At 50.9% G+C, this 18,421-nt stretch carries 15 protein-coding genes, 1 tRNA gene and 1 pseudogene; 7 read left to right on the top strand and 10 right to left on the bottom strand.

What is annotated here, in order from left to right; translation table 11 throughout:
* The first annotated feature begins 420 nt into the window (after nucleotides 1-420).
* Both NXT09_RS09960 and NXT09_RS09955 read left to right on the top strand, forming a co-directional pair.
* Complete coding sequence (locus tag NXT09_RS09960; protein WP_268579576.1) at nucleotides 421-1,500, top strand: alpha/beta fold hydrolase; 1,080 nt, start codon at nucleotides 421-423, stop codon at nucleotides 1,498-1,500.
* Nucleotides 1,501-1,711: 211 nt separating this feature from the next.
* Nucleotides 1,712-3,331, top strand: coding sequence for a methyl-accepting chemotaxis protein (locus NXT09_RS09955; protein ID WP_205554044.1), 1,620 nt, complete (start codon nucleotides 1,712-1,714; stop codon nucleotides 3,329-3,331).
* A 73-nt stretch (nucleotides 3,332-3,404) separates the two neighbouring features.
* Here NXT09_RS09955 and NXT09_RS09950 read toward each other — a convergent pair whose 3' ends face one another.
* The 4 genes from NXT09_RS09950 to pepA all read right to left on the bottom strand — a co-directional run bounded on the left by NXT09_RS09950 (nucleotide 3,405) and on the right by pepA (nucleotide 9,007).
* Nucleotides 3,405-3,968 (bottom strand): RNA 2'-phosphotransferase, encoded by a 564-nt coding sequence (locus tag NXT09_RS09950; RefSeq protein WP_268579575.1) that lies wholly within the window; start codon nucleotides 3,966-3,968, stop codon nucleotides 3,405-3,407.
* Nucleotides 3,969-4,073: 105 nt separating this feature from the next.
* On the bottom strand, nucleotides 4,074-6,929 hold the full coding sequence (locus NXT09_RS09945) for a valine--tRNA ligase (protein WP_268579574.1): 2,856 nt from the start codon (nucleotides 6,927-6,929) through the stop codon (nucleotides 4,074-4,076).
* Between the two features lie 12 nt (nucleotides 6,930-6,941).
* On the bottom strand, nucleotides 6,942-7,391 hold the full coding sequence (locus NXT09_RS09940; RefSeq protein ID WP_010284626.1) for a DNA polymerase III subunit chi: 450 nt from the start codon (nucleotides 7,389-7,391) through the stop codon (nucleotides 6,942-6,944).
* Nucleotides 7,392-7,495: 104 nt separating this feature from the next.
* The gene (pepA, locus tag NXT09_RS09935) at nucleotides 7,496-9,007 is read right to left on the bottom strand and encodes a leucyl aminopeptidase (RefSeq protein ID WP_010284628.1); all 1,512 of its coding nucleotides are present in this window, start codon (nucleotides 9,005-9,007) and stop codon (nucleotides 7,496-7,498) included.
* A gap of 282 nt (nucleotides 9,008-9,289) precedes the next feature.
* Between pepA and lptF the strand changes: the two genes are divergently transcribed.
* The 5 genes from lptF to NXT09_RS09910 all read left to right on the top strand — a co-directional run bounded on the left by lptF (nucleotide 9,290) and on the right by NXT09_RS09910 (nucleotide 14,569).
* Nucleotides 9,290-10,405, top strand: coding sequence for an LPS export ABC transporter permease LptF (gene lptF / locus NXT09_RS09930; protein WP_268579573.1), 1,116 nt, complete (start codon nucleotides 9,290-9,292; stop codon nucleotides 10,403-10,405).
* Nucleotides 10,405-11,481 (top strand): LPS export ABC transporter permease LptG, encoded by a 1,077-nt coding sequence (gene lptG, locus NXT09_RS09925; protein WP_119880592.1) that lies wholly within the window; start codon nucleotides 10,405-10,407, stop codon nucleotides 11,479-11,481. Before lptF ends, lptG begins: the two co-directional genes overlap by 1 nt.
* 218 nt (nucleotides 11,482-11,699) lie before the next feature.
* Nucleotides 11,700-11,784: transfer RNA gene (locus NXT09_RS09920), tRNA-Leu, on the top strand.
* Between the two features lie 220 nt (nucleotides 11,785-12,004).
* Nucleotides 12,005-13,258, top strand: a complete 1,254-nt coding sequence (locus tag NXT09_RS09915; protein ID WP_268579572.1) for a tyrosine-type recombinase/integrase — start codon at nucleotides 12,005-12,007, stop codon at nucleotides 13,256-13,258.
* A 78-nt stretch (nucleotides 13,259-13,336) separates the two neighbouring features.
* Nucleotides 13,337-14,569 (top strand): hypothetical protein, encoded by a 1,233-nt coding sequence (locus tag NXT09_RS09910; RefSeq protein ID WP_137740703.1) that lies wholly within the window; start codon nucleotides 13,337-13,339, stop codon nucleotides 14,567-14,569.
* A gap of 209 nt (nucleotides 14,570-14,778) precedes the next feature.
* On the opposite strand, the gene NXT09_RS09905 is transcribed toward NXT09_RS09910, so the two are convergent.
* The 6 genes and pseudogenes from NXT09_RS09905 to NXT09_RS09880 all read right to left on the bottom strand — a co-directional run bounded on the left by NXT09_RS09905 (nucleotide 14,779) and on the right by NXT09_RS09880 (nucleotide 18,421).
* Nucleotides 14,779-15,063 carry a helix-turn-helix domain-containing protein gene (locus NXT09_RS09905; protein WP_137740704.1) on the bottom strand — a complete coding sequence of 95 codons (285 nt, stop codon included), beginning with the start codon at nucleotides 15,061-15,063 and terminating at the stop codon, nucleotides 14,779-14,781.
* Nucleotides 15,053-15,373, bottom strand: coding sequence for a type II toxin-antitoxin system RelE/ParE family toxin (locus tag NXT09_RS09900; protein WP_005971241.1), 321 nt, complete (start codon nucleotides 15,371-15,373; stop codon nucleotides 15,053-15,055). The genes NXT09_RS09905 and NXT09_RS09900 overlap by 11 nt, the downstream gene beginning before the upstream one ends.
* A 285-nt stretch (nucleotides 15,374-15,658) precedes the next feature.
* Nucleotides 15,659-16,747: a helicase RepA family protein gene (locus NXT09_RS09895; protein WP_268579631.1), complete on the bottom strand. Its 1,089-nt coding sequence runs from the start codon at nucleotides 16,745-16,747 to the stop codon at nucleotides 15,659-15,661.
* Between the two features lie 63 nt (nucleotides 16,748-16,810).
* A pseudogene (locus NXT09_RS09890) lies at nucleotides 16,811-17,695 on the bottom strand (primase-helicase zinc-binding domain-containing protein); the annotation flags it as partial.
* Nucleotides 17,688-18,224 carry an ash family protein gene (locus NXT09_RS09885; protein WP_268579571.1) on the bottom strand — a complete coding sequence of 179 codons (537 nt, stop codon included), beginning with the start codon at nucleotides 18,222-18,224 and terminating at the stop codon, nucleotides 17,688-17,690. The pseudogene NXT09_RS09890 and the gene NXT09_RS09885, both read right to left, overlap by 8 nt.
* Nucleotides 18,221-18,421 carry a helix-turn-helix transcriptional regulator gene (locus tag NXT09_RS09880; protein ID WP_005971237.1) on the bottom strand — a complete coding sequence of 67 codons (201 nt, stop codon included), beginning with the start codon at nucleotides 18,419-18,421 and terminating at the stop codon, nucleotides 18,221-18,223. Before NXT09_RS09880 ends, NXT09_RS09885 begins: the two co-directional genes overlap by 4 nt.

The raw sequence follows: 18,421 nt of genomic DNA, 5'->3' as shown, positions 1-18,421 counted from the left end.
GCGGTGTCGCCGCACACGATCTCCTTCTATACTCGTCATACTTCAAGTTGCATGTGCGTTGGCTACGCTCACTCACCCGAATCACTTACCTGAGTAAGCTCATCGGGATTCCCTCGCTTGCCGCCTTCCTGCAACTCGAATTATTTAGAGTATGACTAGACATTTGAACAAAAAAAGCGCGCTTTGCTGTTTTTATAAACGCGAATGTCGAGCGCAAAGCATGAACCGCGTAGCCGGACGATTAACATGAATGCGTTAAATATCATCCTATTAAAAACTATCTGTAGAATCTCTCGCGTTAAATAAAAAAACCAGGCAATAATCTCTTTTTATTATTAGTTCGCTTATGTTTATTGGGATTTTTCCTAATAGACATTAAAATCGCGGCTTCACGACTTCATGATTACCGAAGAGTTATTTATGATTAATCGAATTCTATCAGGGGTGGTGGGCGCATTTCTGTTAATGCTGTCACCATTAACGTATGCACAGGCCAATTTCCCAGACCCCAAAGAAGGCGACTGGATTGCGCCAGAATTTACCTTCAACAGCGGCGAAAAATTAAAAGATCTGCGTATTCACTACTACACGATCGGTGATAAAACCAAACCCGCCGTCTTACTGCTACATGGAACGAACCAGCCGATTAAATCACTGCTAGCCAATGGCTTTGGCGGAGAGCTGTTCGGACCGGGTCAGGCGCTGGATAGCAGCAAATACTTTATTATCATGCCGGAGAGTATCGGTTCTGGAAAATCGTCAAAACCGTCAGACGGCTTACGGATGAAATTCCCGCAGTACGATTATAACGATATGGTGCAGGCACAATATCGCTTAATCAAAGAAGGACTGGGTATTAACCACCTGCGTCTGGTAATGGGATATTCCATGGGCGGCATGCAAACCTGGCTCTGGGGTGAAAAATACCCAGACATGATGGATGCGCTAGTGCCAATGGCATCGCTGCCAAATGAGTTATCTGGTCGTAACTGGATGATGCGCCGCATCTTGATTGAATCCATCAAGAACGATCCAACGTGGAATAACGGCGACTACACGCAGCAGCCACCAACGCTGAAAACGGCCAGCATTATGTTCAGTATCGCCACCACTGGCGGCACGCTGGCATACCAGAACAAAGCGCCGACGCGCGTGCAGGCGGACAAACTGGTAGAAGATCGCCTTGCGGCACCATCAACCAGCGATGCGAATGACTTTATTTATATCTGGGGCTCGTCTGCAAATTATAACGCGGCACCGGAACTGAATAAAATTAAGGCACCTGTTCTGGTGATTAACTCTGCGGATGATGAGCGTAATCCTATTGAAACAGGCATTCTGGAGAATGAGCTTAAGAAAATTAAGCAGGCAACATTGTTCCTTATTCCCGCCAGCAAAGATACCAGCGGGCATGGCACCATGATGTCGGCGAAGTTTTATAAAGATGAGCTACAACGTTTTTTAGAAAAGAATCCGTCTCAGAAAAATAATAAAAAATAAAAACGCATGACCGACAGAAAGTCTCTTTCTGTCGGTCATCGTTTTCTTTATACGTTTCTTTATTTTATTACGGTTTTATAACGAGTTTATTTCAGTTCGTGGAAATTCACGCGTCTGGAAATTGAATAACGACTATTACGTAAATAACGGAACGGCTCTGCTCTGGAGCTGGCGCTCATCCTTTCTTATTTTTAGGCCACAGGGATAATTTATGTTTCGTAAGATAAAGATCCGTACTGCACTCAGCATGATGGTGTTTTCGTTAGCGGCGTTACTGCTTTTCGTCGGCGTGTTAGGGTTGGTTGCCGTTCAGTCAGGGAATAAATCATTTGCTCGCGTCGATATGGAAGTGCTGCCAGGGCTGGTTGCGCTGAATGACAGCTCAGAATTGCTGTTGCGTGGTCGGTTGGATTTGCGTCTGTACGAATCATTAATGGGGAAAGGGGATGTCGAGGCAGCTAAAGTCGCGCTAGGGCGCGCCAGAGGCAAGGTCGACGGTGCCAGTGAAAAGTGGCAGGAATACCTGAAATACCCGCAATCCGAAGCGGAAAAAGTCATTTCTTCGGACATGGCCGAGAAACGCAATACGCTGATGCAGGAGTTTATCGATCCGGCATTTGCGGCGCTTAACGCAGGGAATCTGGATGAATATCGCCAGCGTGCCGGGAAATCGACAGTGCTGTATGCCGCGTTTGATAAATCCTCTAAAGCGCTGGTTGCCTTTAAGCTGAAGAGCATTGATGAAGCCTACGCGGATTCAAATGGGCGTGTGCAACAGATGGAAGTCATCCTGTACGGTGCGATTGCCTGTGCGCTGCTGCTGGCGGCACTGGCCTGGTCTGTGATGACCAACATGATCGTGAAACCACTGAATCAGGCGATTTCCGTCTTTGACCGCATCGCCGAAGGCGATCTGCGGGCGCAGATTGATAGCAGCGGAAAAAATGAAATCGCACAGCTGTTTGCCGCGGTTCAACGTATGCGTGACGGGCTGGAAAACATGGTGCGCGTAGTGCGTAACGGAACCGATGCGATCAGCGTCGGTGTCGAGGAAATTGCCTCCGGCAACATCGATCTCTCCAGCCGTACCGAACAGCAGGCGGCCTCGTTGGATGAAACTGCTTCAAGCATGGAACAGATCATGTCGACGGTGAAAAACAACGAAGACAACACGCGTAAAGCCAACGATCTGGCGCTGAAAGCCTCTAATTCCGCGTCTCGCGGCGGGAATGTTGTCTCCGAAGTGGTGGACACAATGCGTTCCATCAAGCAGAGCTCTGCCAAGATCTCCGACATTGTTGGCGTGATCGACGGCATCGCCTTCCAGACCAATCTGCTGGCGTTGAACGCTGCGGTGGAATCTGCGCGTGCGGGTCAATACGGTAAAGGTTTTGCGGTGGTGGCTTCCGAAGTGCGGATGCTGGCTGCGCGCAGTGCGACAGCAGCGAAAGAGATCGGCACTATGATCGATGATTCTCTCAGCCGCATTGAAAAGGGTGCTGGGCTGGTTGAAGTCGCGGGTAACACCATGGACGAAGTGCTGATGGATGTGAAAAAAGTGGTCGATATTATGGATGAGATCACGCTGGCTTCCAGCGAGCAGAGCCGCGGTATTTCGCAGATCAATATCGCCATCAATCAGATGGATGGTGTGACTCAGCAGAATGCGTCCTTGGTATCAGAAGTGGCGACCTCGGCGAATTCACTTCAGGAGCAGGTTATTAATCTGCAGCAGTCCGTTTCTCGTTTCCAGATCGCAAGAGAAAACATGGAAATGGACAACGTGCTGCCCGGTTTGCGCCGTAACATTGCGCTGGCCGATGCCCGCTAGTCGTTAAATGAGTTTATCGCCTGTTTTCGCTACTGTTATGGGGGCGGCGAAGACAGGCGATTCATACATGCATTCATTCATCAATCAATGGCGTGGACGCGATAAACGGCACAGGAACCGTCAGCGTTAGCCATACTCCGTTATCCGCCTGATAAAAAACAAACCCTTGTTGATGCATTTCTCGCGCTTTTATTTCTAATACCACGGGCTTGCCGTGCCGTTGGCCGACATTTATCGCTGTGGCTTCATCGGCTGACAAGTGCACATACTGACGTGAACCAGGAAGCAAACCCTGCTGATTTATCGAGTCAACAAATCGGGTTGCGGTGCCGTGGTAAAGCAACCCGGGCGGCGCTTTGGGCTCGTAACGCATATCGACCTGCGATGACGAGTGCCCCTGCGCTGCGCGAATCGATAACCCATCCGCCGAAATAGAAAAACGCTTTTTGTCGCTGCTGTCGACGACAGACTGAATCACTTCTCTGGTAAGAAGGCGTCCATCTTTTGCCGCACCGCTAATCAATTCCGCTATGTTTGCCCAGCCTTCGCTGCTCAGCGTTAGCCCAATGGCTTCGGGCTTATGCCGTAAAACGTAGCTAAGAAACTTGCTGACCTCAGCATGATTCGTGTTGCTCATTGTGTTACTCCATTTATACATCGTATGAAGCAAATAAAATAAAAAGCCTCGTTTTGCAACGAGGCTTTCGTACTTACCGTACTGCCGCTAGAAAATCGGTGAGCGTTACAGCGCAGCGATGACCGCGTGCTGCTCCAGCAGTTTAGCTTTCGCTACGGCGTAACCGTCCAGCTTCTCACGCTCTTTGGCTACGACCGCTTCCGGTGCGCGTGCCACAAAGCCTTCGTTGGACAGCTTGCTTTCGATGCGCTCAATCTCTGCTTCGATTTTCGCTACTTCTTTCGTCAGACGATCCAGCTCTGCCGCTTTATCGATCAGGCCTGCCATCGGAATTAACAGCTCGGCACCATCAATGAGTTTAGTGACGGAAACCGGACCTTTATCGCCCGAAGGCAGCAGCGTAATGCTTTCCAGACGCGCCAGCGTTTGGATAAAGCTGCGGTTCTCTTCCACGCGGCGCTGTGCTTCACCAGTGACATCACGCAGTAAGACTTCCAGCGGTTTGCCCGGCGCGATGTTCATTTCCGCACGAATGTTACGCACCGCGATAATCGCCTGCTTGATCCACTCTAGATCGTTCAGCGCCAGCGTATCTTCCTGCGCGGCATCGAACTCAGGGAACGGCTGCAACATGATCGTATCGGCGCTAATGCCTTTCAGCGCTTTAACGCGTAGCCAGATGGTTTCGGTAATGAACGGAATAATCGGATGTGCCAGACGCAGCAACGCTTCCAGCACGGTCACCAGCGTATGACGCGTACCGCGCAGTTCCGCTTCTGAACCGCCATTCATCACCGGTTTCGTCAGCTCCAGATACCAGTCGCAGAACTGGTTCCAGGTGAATTCGTACAGAATGTTGGCCGCAATATCAAAGCGGTAACCATCCAGCGCCTCGCGGTAGGCTTTCACCGTGCGGTTGAATTCCGCCAGAATCCAGCGGTCAGCCAGCGACAGTACTTTCTCGCCTGCACCAAAGCCGCAATCCTGATCTTCGGTGTTCATCAGCACAAAACGGCTGGCGTTCCACAGTTTGTTACAGAAGTTGCGGTAACCTTCCAGACGCTTCATGTCCCAGTTGATGTCGCGGCCAGTAGAGGCCAACGCCGCCAGCGTGAAGCGCAGAGCGTCCGTACCGTGCGGCTCGATGCCGTTCGGGAACTGTTTCTCGGTGCGCTTGCGGATTTTTTCCGCCAGCTGCGGCTGCATCATGTTGCCGGTACGTTTTTCCAGCAGCGCTTCCAGCGAAATGCCGTCGACCATATCCAGCGGGTCGATCACGTTCCCTTTGGATTTGGACATCTTCTGACCTTCATCATCACGGATCAGGCCGGTCATGTAGACGGTATGGAATGGCACCTGTGGTTTGCCGTCTTCATCTTTGATGAAGTGCATGGTCAGCATGATCATGCGGGCAATCCAGAAGAAGATGATGTCGAAGCCGCTGACCATCACGCTGCTTGGGTGGAACGCTTTCAGATCGGGCGTTTGTTCTGGCCAACCCAGCGTAGAGAACGTCCACAGCCCGGATGAGAACCAGGTATCCAGTACGTCTTCGTCCTGATTCAGAACGACATCGTCAGCGAGGTTGTTTTCACTGCGAACTTCCGCTTCGGTGCGGCCGACATAGACGTTGCCATTAGCATCGTACCAGGCCGGAATGCGGTGACCCCACCACAGCTGACGGGAGATACACCAGTCCTGAATGTCGCGCATCCAACTGAAGTACATGTTTTCATACTGTTTTGGTACGAACTGGATGCGGCCATCTTCCACCGCTTCCACTGCCGGTTTAGCCAACACGGCAGCACGCACGTACCACTGGTCGGTCAGCATCGGCTCAATGACAACGCCGCCACGGTCACCGTACGGAACGGTCAGATCGTGCGCTTTGATCTCTTCCAGCAGGCCAAGCTCATCGAATGCGGCGACCAGCGCTTTACGCGCGGCAAAACGCTCCAAACCCTGGAAAGCTCCAGGGATGTCGCTGCTGCAAACGGTGCTGGCTTCGCCATTGGTATCAAAAATTTCAGCGCTCTGGCGGATATCGCCGTCGAACGTCAGGATATTGACCATCGGCAACTGGTGGCGTTTACCGACTTCGTAGTCGTTGAAGTCGTGCGCTGGCGTGATTTTCACGCAGCCGGTACCTTTTTCCATATCGGCGTGTTCGTCGCCGACGATCGGAATACGACGGCCAATCAGCGGCAGGATCACTTCTTTGCCGATCAGATCTTTATAACGCGGATCTTCCGGGTTAACGGCGACGCCGGTATCACCCAGCACGGTTTCCGGGCGGGTGGTCGCGACGACCAGATAGTCTTTCCCGTCGGCGGTTTTTACACCATCGGCCAGCGGATAGCGCAGGTGCCACATCGACCCTTTCACTTCGCGGTTTTCTACTTCCAGATCGGAAATTGCAGTGCGCAGTTTTGGATCCCAGTTCACAAGACGCTTGCCGCGGTAAATCAGGTCTTCTTTATACAGACGGACAAAAACTTCTTTCACCGCGTTGGACAGGCCTTCATCCATGGTGAAGCGCTCGCGCTCCCAGTCAACGGAGTTGCCCAGACGGCGCATCTGATTGGTGATGTTGCCACCGGATTCGCCTTTCCACTGCCAGATTTTGTCGATGAACGCTTCGCGGCCGTAATCGTGGCGAGTTTTGCCTTCTTCTGCGGCGATCTTGCGCTCAACGACCATCTGCGTGGCGATACCGGCGTGGTCAGTACCCGCCTGCCACAGGGTATTTTTACCCTGCATACGCTGATAGCGAATCAACGTATCCATAATGGTTTGCTGGAAAGCATGACCCATATGCAAGCTGCCGGTGACGTTGGGCGGCGGGATCATAATGCTGAAGCTTTCTTTACTCGTGTCGCCGTGCGGCTTGAAGTAGCCTTGCTTTTCCCAGTGTTCGTAGAGCGGCTGCTCGATATCTTGCGGGTTATATTTCGTTTCCATTATGCTCAAAATTCAGTGAGTTGGCGGCGTAGCCGTGGTCAATTGGAAGCCGACGCTGCGATAGGTTTTATAGCGGTCGCGCGCCAACTGTTTCAAGGAGTCTTCGTAAGGGACAAAGTCTATCACTTCATGGAAAGCGGTGGCAAAATCTGCGAACTGCGGCAATAGGCTGATCAGCAGATCCCGTGGTGCGTTGCCACGCCGCTGCGGCCAGGCCAGTTCGACCGGTGCGCCGTGACGCGGCCCTTCGCCTGCCAGATTATGTGGCACGAAGGCGTTGGGATCGCGTTGCCACAGTGCCTCGTCCAGTCTGATGGCCTGCTGTTCGTCTTCACAGGCAATCAGCACGCGCTTTCCTGCTCGCCAACGTTCTGCCGCCAGATCGCATGCCAGTGCCTCATGGGCGCTGAGCTCACCGCTTTTGCTGTCGTGTTCGAGAAGATAGAACGTTGCGTTTTTCATTGTTTACACTATTGATAAGGGCCGGAATATCCGGCCCGATAGGCAATTACCTTATAAGGATAAGGCAATCGCTGGCTTTGGTCATCGCCGTTGACGTGAAAGTCTTATTCTACGTCGTTCTGTCCGGCGCGGTTAAGCAGGAACTGTGATAACAGCGCGACCGGGCGACCCGTTGCGCCTTTGGCTTTACCGGAACGCCAGGCGGTGCCCGCGATATCCAGATGTGCCCAGCTGTACTTACGCGTAAAGCGTGACAGGAAGCAGCCTGCGGTAATCGCACCGCCTGGACGACCGCCAATATTCGCCATATCGGCGAAATTGGATTCCAGCTGTTCCTGGAATTCGTCGGTCAGCGGCAGACGCCATGCGCGGTCGCCAGACTGCTCGGATGCGCTCAACAGCTCGTGTGCCAGCGGATTGTGGTTCGCCATCAGCCCGGTGATGTGGTGCCCCAGCGCAATCACGCACGCGCCGGTCAGCGTTGCGACGTCAATCACTACGTCCGGCTCATAACGCTCGACGTAGGTCAGCGTATCACACAAGACCAGACGGCCTTCCGCATCGGTGTTCAGTACTTCTACCGTTTGGCCGGACATCGTGGTCAGCACGTCGCCCGGACGGTAGGCGCGCCCATCGACCATGTTTTCACAGCCCGCCAGCACGCCGATGATATTCAACGGCAGCGCCAGTTCGGCTGCCATACGCATCACGCCGTAGACCGTGGCCGCGCCGCACATGTCGTACTTCATTTCGTCCATGCTGTCGGCAGGTTTGATGGAGATGCCGCCGGAATCGAACGTCAGCCCTTTACCTACCAGTACAATTGGGCGAGTTTCCGGGTTTGGATCGCCTTTATATTCGATCACGGACATCAGCGATTCATTCTGCGAGCCCTGACCCACGGCCAGATAGGCATTCATGCCCAGCTCTTTCATCTGCTGCTCACCAATCACGCGCGTGATGATGTTCTGGCTGTAGGTATCGGCCAGTTGACGCGCTTGCGAAGCCAGATACGCGGCATTACAGATATTCGGCGGCATGTTGCCGAGATCTTTCGCGGCTTTGATGCCCGCAGCAATCGCCAGACCGTGCTGAATGGCACGCTCGCCGCTGGTCAGCTCACGGCGTGTCGGCACGTTGAAGACCATTTTGCGCAGCGGACGGCGCAGTTCGACCTTGTTGCTCTTAAGCTGATCGAAGGTGTACAGCGTCTCTTTTGCGGTTTCGACCGCCTGACGCACTTTCCAGTACGTGTTACGGCCTTTCACGTGCAGCTCGGTCAGGAAGCAGACCGCTTCCATCGAACCGGTTTCGTTCAGCGCGTTGATCGTTTTCTGAATCACCTGTTTGTACTGGCGTTCATCAAGTTCGCGCTCTTTACCGCAACCAATCAGCAGAATGCGCTCGGAAAGAATGTTAGGTACATGGTGCAAAAGCAGTGATTGCCCCACTTTGCCTTCTAATTCACCACGGCGAAGCAACGCGCTGATGTAGCCGTCGCTGATTTTATCGAGTTGTTCGGCAATAGGGGACAGACGACGCGGTTCAAACACGCCGACGACAATGCAGGCACTGCGTTGTTTTTCCGGGCTACCGCTTTTTACGCTGAACTCCATGTACTCTCCTGAATCTTAAAGACAACGGCGGGGGCAACGGCTAGAATGTGACACTCCGTAATACTTCCCGCCGTTGCGTTAACATAACCTGTGTTAATCTTAACGACGTAACGAACCTGTTTTAGTGACTAATAAGCAGGTTCTGATACAACAGCTCAAACGCAGTGTGTTGTAATACAGTTTTAGCTAAGAGGGCAGCCAAAAATGAGTATAAATGGCGCGTTAGCGAAGAAACTATCGATTTTCCTGCAAAAAGACAAGTTTTCACAGGCGTAATTAAGCGTGATCATCATTCGATATCTGGTACGGGAAACCTTTAAGAGTCAACTGGCCATCCTTTTCATTCTGTTACTGATTTTCTTTTGCCAGAAATTAGTACGGATACTGGGCGCCGCCGTTGATGGTGAAATCCCGACAAATTTGGTTATCTCCCTGTTGGGATTGGGCGTGCCAGAAATGGTGCAGCTCATCCTGCCACTAAGTCTGTTTCTTGGCGTATTGATGACGTTTGGCCGCCTCTATGCGGAAAGCGAGATCACCGTCATGCACGCCTGCGGGCTCGGCAAACGCGTGTTGCTGAAAGCTGCTCTGGTCCTGGCGGTGTTCACTGCTATTGTCGCCACCATTAATGTCATGTGGCTCAGTCCGTGGTCGTCCCGGCATCAGGAAGAAGTGCTGGCGGAAGCGAAAGCGAACCCCGGCATGGCGGCATTGGTTGAAGGGCAGTTCCAGTCCGCACAGGGCGGCAACGCGGTGCTGTTTGTCGGCAATGTCAAAGGATCGGAGTTTGAGCACGTCTTTCTGGCACAGTTGCGCCCCAGCGGTAATGCACGACCTTCTGTCGTCGTCGCCGATCGCGGTCATATCAAGCAAAACGAAGACGGTGCGCAGGTCGTGACGTTGGATAACGGTTCGCGTTACGAAGGCACGGCGCTGCTGCGTGATTTTCGAATCACGGATTTCACCAACTATCAGGCCGTGATTGGTCACCAGAGCGTGACGCTCAATAATAGCGACGTGCAACAAATGGATATGCAGACCCTGTGGCATTCGGATGCGCACGATGCGCGTGCGGAGTTCCATTGGCGGCTGACGTTGATTATTTCGGTACTGATCATGGCGCTGATGGTAGTGCCGCTGAGTGTGGTGAATCCACGTCAGGGCAGGGTACTGAGTATGCTGCCTGCGATGCTGCTATACCTGATTTTCTTTCTGCTGCAAAGCTCGCTGCGTTCTAACGCCAGTAAAGGAAAAATCGATCCGATGGTATGGGTCTGGCTGACCAACCTGGTGTATTTCGGTATCGCAGTGATGCTTAACCTCTGGGATACCGTGCCGATGCGCAAAGTGCGCGCCTGCTTTAAGCCTCGTACTCTTAGAACACAAGGAGCGGCCTGATGTTTGGTGTATTAGACCGCTATATCGGCAAAACGATTTTCACCACCATCATGACGACGCTGTTCATGCTGGTGTCGCTCTCCGGCATCATCAAGTTTGTCGACCAGTTGCGTAAAGTTGGGCAGGGCGAGTATTCGGCGCTGGGCGCAGGGCTGTACACGCTGCTCAGCGTACCCAAAGATATTGAGATCTTCTTCCCGATGGCGGCGCTGCTGGGCGCGTTGCTCGGGCTGGGCCAGCTTGCGACCCGCAGCGAACTGGTGGTGATGCAGGCTTCCGGTTTTACCCGCTTGCAGATTGCGACGGCCGTGATGAAAACCGCGATTCCGCTGGTGCTGCTGACGATGGCGATTGGCGAATGGGTGTCTCCGCAAGGGGAACAGATGGCGCGTAACTACCGCTCTCAGATGATCTCCGGTGGGTCGATGATCTCTACGCAGGGCGGACTGTGGGCAAAAGACGGCAATGACTTTATCTATATCGAACGAGTGACGGGCGATAAAGAGCTGTCTGGCGTCAACATCTACCACTTCGATGATAAGAACAAGCTGCTATCTGTGCGATATGCGGCCTCCGCCGAGTTTGAAGATGACAGGAATGTCTGGAAGCTCTCGCAGGTTGATGAATCTGATTTGAGCGACGGCAAACAGATTGGCGGCAGCCAGACGTTCAGCGGAGAATGGAAAACTAACCTGACGCCGGATAAGCTCGGCGTGGTGGCGCTGGAGCCGGATGCGCTGTCGATCCGTGGGCTACACAATTACGCCAAATACCTGAAACAAAGCGGGCAAGAGTCGAGTCGCTACCAGTTGAACATGTGGAGCAAAATCTTTGCCCCGGTCTCAGTGGCGGTGATGATGCTCATGGCGGTCTCTTTCATCTTTGGCCCGCTACGCAGCGTGTCGGCGGGTTCACGCATCGTGATAGGTATCAGCTTCGGCTTCCTCTTCTACCTGCTGAATGAGATTTTCCGTCCGCTCAGTCTGGTCTATGGCATCCCGCCGATTCTGGGCGCTATCTTGCCGAGCTCGGTGTTTCTGTTCATCAGTGTAGCGCTGCTGCTAAAACGCCGATAGACCCCAGCAATCCCAAAAAAGCGCTGAGTGAATCAATCCTCGGCGCTTTTTTATTACTCTCAATAGCGTCCATTCCCACACACCTCGTGAAGGTAAAAAAGTCATAACACGTTGCTAAAGATGATTTTTTCAGCACTTAACCGAACACCGAGTGGATTAACGTTGCGCGTGGGCCGTCAAACGGTATAATGCACCCGTTTTCCGCATACTACTTCTGTGCCGAAGTGGCGAAATCGGTAGACGCAGTTGATTCAAAATCAACCATCGAAAGATGTGCCGGTTCGAGTCCGGCCTTCGGCACCATAGTATGAAAATCAAGTCACCTTAGGGTGGCTTTTTTTATGTTCAAAATCGTCCAGCAATGTCCATATATATCTGTAAAATAACAATTTTAATTTCATTTCCCTCTCTGCGTTTTTGTCTGTTTTATCCACAGTGGTCTTTTTTCGTCCATTGACATCCAGATGATTTGGGGGTCAAGATAAGGGTCAATTCACTTCGATTATGAGTTGACCCCCAAATTATGGCGCTGACCGACGTTGTTGCCCGGACTGCCAAGCCGCGCGAGAAAGCCTATAAACTCGCGGACGCGCATGGCCTGTATCTTTTGGTGAGTCCTAACGGCTCTAAGCGCTGGTATCTCAAATACCGCTTTGAAGGTAAGGAAAGTCGGATTGCGTTCGGTGCCTATCCGCTAGTCTCGCTGGCAAAGGCCAGAGAGAAGCGTGATGAGATACGATTGCTGCTGTTGGAGGGTATCCACCCAACGGAAAAGCGTGAAGAAGAAAAAGAGCAGGCGCAAGAAGCGTTGAATACTTTTGCGAAGGTCGCGCAGGACTGGCACCGAAATATTAGCCAAAACAGGTGGTCAGAAACGCACGCCGGACGGGTATGGCGCGATATGGAACGAAATCTACTGCCTGCTATCGGGCATCGCCATATTGCCGACCTGAAAACTAAAGACCTGCTGGAGCCGCTGAAAGTCGTCGAACAGAACGGTCATCTTGATTTGGCGTCACGATTGCGCCAGCGCGTCACCGATATCATGCGCTACGCGGTGCAGAACGACCTGATAGAACGCAACCCCGCGCAAGACCTCTCCGGGGCGATAGCCGCGCCAAAAGCCACCCATCGGCCAGCCCTGAAGCTGAATAAACTGCCTGATTTTCTGGCAAGGATAGAACGCCACAAAGGGCGGGCGTTAACCAGACTGGCGTTAAAACTCACGCTGTGCGTTTTTATCCGCTCCAGTGAGCTACGTTTTGCCCGCTGGCCGGAAATCGATTTTAAACGCGCTATGTGGACGATACCGGCTGAACGTGAAGCTATCCCCGGCGTGAAGCACTCACAGCGCGGCGCAAAGATGCGCTCTGAACATCTGGTGCCGTTATCCCGACAGGCTTTAGCACTACTGGAAGAGATTAAGGCCATCAGCGGCGCTCATGAACTAATCTTCCCCGGCGATCGTCGGCCAACCAAACCGATGAGTGAAAACACCGTCAACAACGCATTACGAACCATGGGCTATGACACTACTACAGAGATTTGCGGACACGGCTTTCGCACCATGGCCTGTAGCGCACTGGTGGAGTCCGGCCAGTGGTCACGGGATGCAGTAGAGCGCCAGATGAGCCATCAGGAACGCAACGGCGTTCGTGCTGCCTATATCCACAAAGCGGAACATCTGGATGAGCGCAGGCTGATGCTGCAATGGTGGGCGGATTATCTGGATGCCAATCGGGAAGAGTATGTGGTGCCGTATGAGTTTAAAAAATGATGTATTGAATATTCTACTTTATAGGATCTAATTATTTTATTGATTATTAATAGATTATTTTTCTAGGCAGAGGGATATATGGAAGGAATCAAAGAGATTGAGTTAACACAATTTTTTAATAATGCTAAAAAATGTTTTTTTTATGCGCTAAAAATTTCACCTATATACATACTATCCTCCATAGTTATTGTTTGGGGTTATTTAGGGCATTTTTCACGACTTGATCTGTTAATTGGCGCAATTGAAAGTAAAACAACACTTATTTCAATATTTGGTTCGTTTTTATTCATGTCAGTGTTAATGTCTTTTATATTTGTACTTCCAAGTGTTAATTTAATATTGTTTTCATCCTTTGTTAAAGAAAGTTATATCAGCAGCACAAAGTATATGCCATATATCACTTTGATGATGATAATATCTATGTTGATCTCTATCTTTATATTATCGTCTGACCTTTTTGCTTCTTTTGCTAAAGAAAATATTTATTTAGAAACAGCTTTATTCTATATAAGCGAACCATTTCGCTCTTTACTTATATCTTTTATTCCTCCCATTTTATTTATGGTTTTTACTTGCAAGGTGAAGAATACTCATGCCAATATCCGTGAAGGATTTAGTAAATTAATTAGGGTGGCTTGCTCTATCGTTGTCACTTCTTTTATCTGTTTTTTATCTTCAATATCAATAACACTATCTATTTCTTTGCTCTTGATGAATATGGATGGACATACTTTTTCTGGATTTTTATACGCTTTATTTTTTCTCTCTTTTTATTCTATTTTATCATTGTTTCCAGCTATGATTTTTTATTCAAGAAATTTTTCTTTTGGAAATAATGATCTTTTTAATATTAAAGTTGCAAAAGAGACTATTTTTTCCGTTTTGGCTTCATTGTTTTTAATTTTCTTCTTTTGGCCTAATGGTTTTTTATTTATCAGCTCAAATACGTTAAGTGTAATCGGCATATTAGATAAAAGAACTCATTATTACCATGTTACATCTGATAAATACTATAAAGAATTATTTCCTAATTCAATATGGGATACACAATCCTTAAAAGATAGAAGTGATTTCTTCATTAAGGCTGTTAATATGTTCTCGCTTGATGGAAAAAATCTAATTTGCCCCGAATATGTAGAGAATCTTAGAAGAAAAACATTGATTTCAAGTTTCGATCATTTTCCTCCAAAGCAAGATAAAAACCTTACTGAGAATTTTAAATCTATGGCAAAAGGTTGTGTAGTTCTTAGTAGTGACGAATTTAAACAGTGGGATACAATTATTAATGCGGAAGGGAAATTTAAAATTTGAGGATATATTATCCACCGCGCCAGCCCCTTGTTTGGGAGGGGCTGGCGCTCATTTTTCTTATGTGGGTGATTTTCCTGCTGCTCATCATACCTAGGTATCATTTCCACCAGATCGTTTTCCACCGTATAGAAGTAGCAAGCCGGAACCTGTAGCACCGATGCTAACTGGCAAGACAGTAAAAAATCCGGCTTATAAATACAGCGCTGATCTTAACCCAGTGACAGCTTAAGCTGCATCCCGCAAGCAGCGGCATACCGTTGTAAGGTTGAGATACTCGCACTGGAAACATTTCTCTCAAGGCGGCTCACCGCAGGTTGGCTTACACCCATGCGAGCGGCGATCTCTGTACTTGTCAGACCTGACTTGGACTTCATTTCGATCAGAACAGCGCGAAGCGCTTCTTCTTGAGCTTCGTCCTCATACGCTTTTTTAACTTCAGGATTAGAAAGCGCTTTTGCTTTAACTTCAGAGAAGTTGATACCTTTAACTGCCATCTTTCAATTCCTCCCATCTTGACTTTGCCAGCGCTATTTCAGCTTTCGGGGTCTTAGGGGTTTTCTTTACGAATGTCCTTAAAATATAGATCTTACGTCCTTTTGCGTAAGCAAAAAACGTTCTGCTTATGTCTTTTCTACCAACCCGTAGCTCAAACAACCCACCTTCGATGATGTCCGTGTCTGGATATCTTAGCTCGGGCCCTTTAGCTTCAAGTTTTTCAAGCCCTTTAAGCGCTTTTGCCTGCATAACAGGTTCGAGGTCATAAATTTCGCTTGCAGCTTCGGGGTGAAAAATCAATTCATACATGTCAGTCCCCTTATTAACGGGGAATATAACTCATAAGTTATAATAACTCAAATGTTATATTTAGCGTATATCGGCAGAGTAAAACATTATCAAACTATCCCCCACCTTTCCCCCACTTGGTCAGGGGTCACGGCTTCCCCCACTTGATTTTTATGACTTTGTTAAAAATGTTTATTTATTAGTTAGTTAATATATTCCCCCACTTCGCACCTATATATGCGTGGGAAGTGGGGGAAAATGCCGGATAGAAGGACTTCTTATCCGTTTGCCCCCACTTTCCCCCGTTTAATCCCCCACCTTATTTCGTTGCGATAGTGGCGTAATTCGCTCACCCTCAAAGGCGATCAGGCCATCCTTTTCCAGCTTGTCCAGCCAGCGGGTAAACTTCTTGTTTACATCAAAGCCCATTGCCCGCATATCATCCCGCACTAATGAACGGGTGCAGCCTTCACCGTTGGCCGTGCGTGAGCGAATAGCCTGCCACAGCGCAAAATGATTTTCCGTAAGCCGTGGGATACCGACTAAATCGGGATCGCTGGTAGCCTCATCCTCTCTGACTTCACGGCCTTCATCATTCAGCACCAGCGAGGTGATCTGGTCGCCATCATCGTCCACGTACAGATCGACGGCATTCAGGTCATAGGCGCGACGCGGCGGCTCTTCCGCATCCTTCATCTTGGTGCAACTGAGGAGCAACGCGCCGCCTTCACCTTCACGCCTGACGTTAAATTCTACGTCCAGCGCAGCACGGAATGCGCTGGATCCCCGCGCCCCTTTGTCCTGATCTTTACCGGAATGATGGATAATCAGCACCGTGGCCTGTGTTGCCGCTTTAATCGCGTCACATCCCTGAATGAATGCGCCCATATCTTTAGCCGCGTTCTCATCCGAACCGCCAAAACAGCGGGCGAGCGTATCCAGAATAATCAGGCGAACTGGCATACCGGAGGCGACTTTCACATCGCGGGCGGCACGTATCACCTGCTGTACGCTCTCTGGGCTGGCCGGAAAAATCGGGCAATCGACACGATACAGCGCATCAATCGGGCTACCGCCATTAAGCGTCTGCTCCCATGCCCGGATACGGCGGGGAACGCCAATCCCACCTTCACCAACAACATAAATCACCGCGCCCTGTGTCACCGGCTTGCCCGCCCACGGTTTGCCGGTGGCGATATGGCATCCCCACGATACCGCCAGAAACGATTTATACGAGCCGCTGGCACCGTAAGCGCTGGCGACGGATGAACTCGGCAGATAGCCTTTAATCAGGTAGTCCTGCCGCGTATCAAAACCGTCAGAGCCTTTGCGCAGGGGTAAGGCGGTGTTGAAGGCCGGTGTCGCGGAATCGGTGCGGACTAGAGGCGTATACATCGTGTCGGGCTGATAGCGTTGTTTGTTGAACGCGGATTTGGTGGCCTCAAGCCCGTATTGCTGACGGTAATCATCCCAGTCACAGAGCGTTGTGGTGGGCGGTAACGATACCCAGCCGTCCACCGCGAGTGCGGCTTTTTCAGCCTGTTCCTTACCGATATTGGTTGAACCGTCGGCATGCAGGTCATGATCGCCCGCCAGAATAATAGTGGCATCGGGATACCAGCCACGCAGCGCTTGGGCGACGTTTATCAGGTTATTGGCCGACACCGCCGCGACCACCGCCGCCGTGGTGATCTGGCTGATGGTCAGGCCGGTTGCATACCCTTCGGTGATCACAATGGTGTCCGGCTCTTTCGGGTAATGCACCGCAATGAAAGCGCCTTTCAACTGCGAACCGGGCAGCAGGCGTTTTTCTCCGTCGTCGTTAATCAACTGTGCGCCGATCAGTTCACCGGAAACGCGATGCAATTTCAGCAGCAGGCTTCCCTCATCAAACAGCACGCCGCCGATGCGCATTTTTTGCTGTGCAGTCAGGCGGGCATGGACGATAGAGAACCCTTTGGCTTTCAGGTAGGCGCTCTCGCCGTTCTTTGAATGGGTCAGCATCTGCTTGATTTTATCGGCCAGCGGCGGGCGCTCAGCAGCTTTTTCCCTGGCTGGCGCAGTTGAGGTGGGGAGTGTCAGCGCGGCCACCTGTTTTGCGGCATCTGACAGGTCACAGTTTTTCACCCGTGCGACCAGATCAAGGCCATCACCATGACCGCATTGATTGCAAAACCACGTTCCCCGTCCTTCTTTGTCGTCAAAGCGGAAGCGATCTTTGCCACCGCAGGCAGGACAAGCGCCGTGTTTACCACCGGAAGGCACCGGAATAGCCAGCGTGGACAGAATGGCAGGCCAGCGGTGGCGCGACTGTGCGGTAATATCTGAAACGAATTTACTCATCGTCAGTCACCTCCGCTTGCAGCGCGTCATTCAACTGGTTCAGACGCTCCCACAGGATAAAGATCAGCAGCTCTTTCGCGAGCGCGTTGTCCAGTTCAATGATGGCGTAGGCCAGCGCCCGACAGTGATCGACGAGTTCTTCTAACGTCAGGGGAGTGGGGTCATACATGATGTACCCCCGCAGAAAAAAAGAAAGATTGCGGGTAGAGAAAGGGAAGGATCGTAGCCATAAGGCAGCCTCCGTGGTAAGCAGGGTATCACTACCACCTGAGACGCCAACCTCGATGGTGGTAGCCCAGACGGGGTTGGCGTAACCGGTTACCACGTAGCCCGGCGCTCCTTGCGGAGCCCCCGCCTGAGCCACCATTGACAGGTATGCGCAGGCATCGCCTAATAAAAGACACGTAATAAATCCGTGTCTTTTAGGCAACGTGGTAAGTGTCGGAACGCCAATTCCGGCTGCGGATTTTGCCGCAGCATCAGCAGTATATCGTAAATTGCCCGCCAGAAAAAAATAACAATGCATCATGGTTTAACCTCCCCGCGCTGGCTGATACGCGCCGCGATCCAGTCATTCACCTCACTTTCCACCCACGCTACCGAGCGAGCGCCGATTTTGACCGTCTGAGGGAATTCCCCCTGCTTCATCAACAGGTAAATCCATGATTTCCTGAGGCCAGTCTTTTTCATCACACCCGATAAGCGAATCAACGTGTTATCCGTCAT

Origin of the sequence: Pectobacterium jejuense (assembly GCF_026800125.1) — a bacterium.
Taxonomy (GTDB): Bacteria; Pseudomonadota; Gammaproteobacteria; order Enterobacterales; family Enterobacteriaceae; genus Pectobacterium; species Pectobacterium jejuense.
This window is presented reverse-complemented; position numbering and strand designations above follow the sequence as displayed.

What these genes read in the sequence shown, in the direction of transcription:
- NXT09_RS09960 (WP_268579576.1), top strand. Translation starts at nt 421, where the DNA reads ATGATTAATCGAATTCTATCAGGGGTGGTGGGCGCATTTCTGTTAATG.
- NXT09_RS09955 (WP_205554044.1), top strand. Translation starts at nt 1,712, where the DNA reads ATGTTTCGTAAGATAAAGATCCGTACTGCACTCAGCATGATGGTGTTT.
- NXT09_RS09950 (WP_268579575.1), bottom strand. Translation starts at nt 3,968, where the DNA reads ATGAGCAACACGAATCATGCTGAGGTCAGCAAGTTTCTTAGCTACGTT.
- NXT09_RS09945 (WP_268579574.1), bottom strand. Translation starts at nt 6,929, where the DNA reads ATGGAAACGAAATATAACCCGCAAGATATCGAGCAGCCGCTCTACGAA.
- NXT09_RS09940 (WP_010284626.1), bottom strand. Translation starts at nt 7,391, where the DNA reads ATGAAAAACGCAACGTTCTATCTTCTCGAACACGACAGCAAAAGCGGT.
- pepA (WP_010284628.1), bottom strand. Translation starts at nt 9,007, where the DNA reads ATGGAGTTCAGCGTAAAAAGCGGTAGCCCGGAAAAACAACGCAGTGCC.
- lptG (WP_119880592.1), top strand. Translation starts at nt 10,405, where the DNA reads ATGTTTGGTGTATTAGACCGCTATATCGGCAAAACGATTTTCACCACC.
- NXT09_RS09915 (WP_268579572.1), top strand. Translation starts at nt 12,005, where the DNA reads ATGGCGCTGACCGACGTTGTTGCCCGGACTGCCAAGCCGCGCGAGAAA.
- NXT09_RS09910 (WP_137740703.1), top strand. Translation starts at nt 13,337, where the DNA reads ATGGAAGGAATCAAAGAGATTGAGTTAACACAATTTTTTAATAATGCT.
- NXT09_RS09905 (WP_137740704.1), bottom strand. Translation starts at nt 15,063, where the DNA reads ATGGCAGTTAAAGGTATCAACTTCTCTGAAGTTAAAGCAAAAGCGCTT.
- NXT09_RS09900 (WP_005971241.1), bottom strand. Translation starts at nt 15,373, where the DNA reads ATGTATGAATTGATTTTTCACCCCGAAGCTGCAAGCGAAATTTATGAC.
- NXT09_RS09895 (WP_268579631.1), bottom strand. Translation starts at nt 16,747, where the DNA reads ATGTATACGCCTCTAGTCCGCACCGATTCCGCGACACCGGCCTTCAAC.
- NXT09_RS09885 (WP_268579571.1), bottom strand. Translation starts at nt 18,224, where the DNA reads ATGATGCATTGTTATTTTTTTCTGGCGGGCAATTTACGATATACTGCT.
- NXT09_RS09880 (WP_005971237.1), bottom strand. Translation starts at nt 18,421, where the DNA reads ATGACGGATAACACGTTGATTCGCTTATCGGGTGTGATGAAAAAGACT.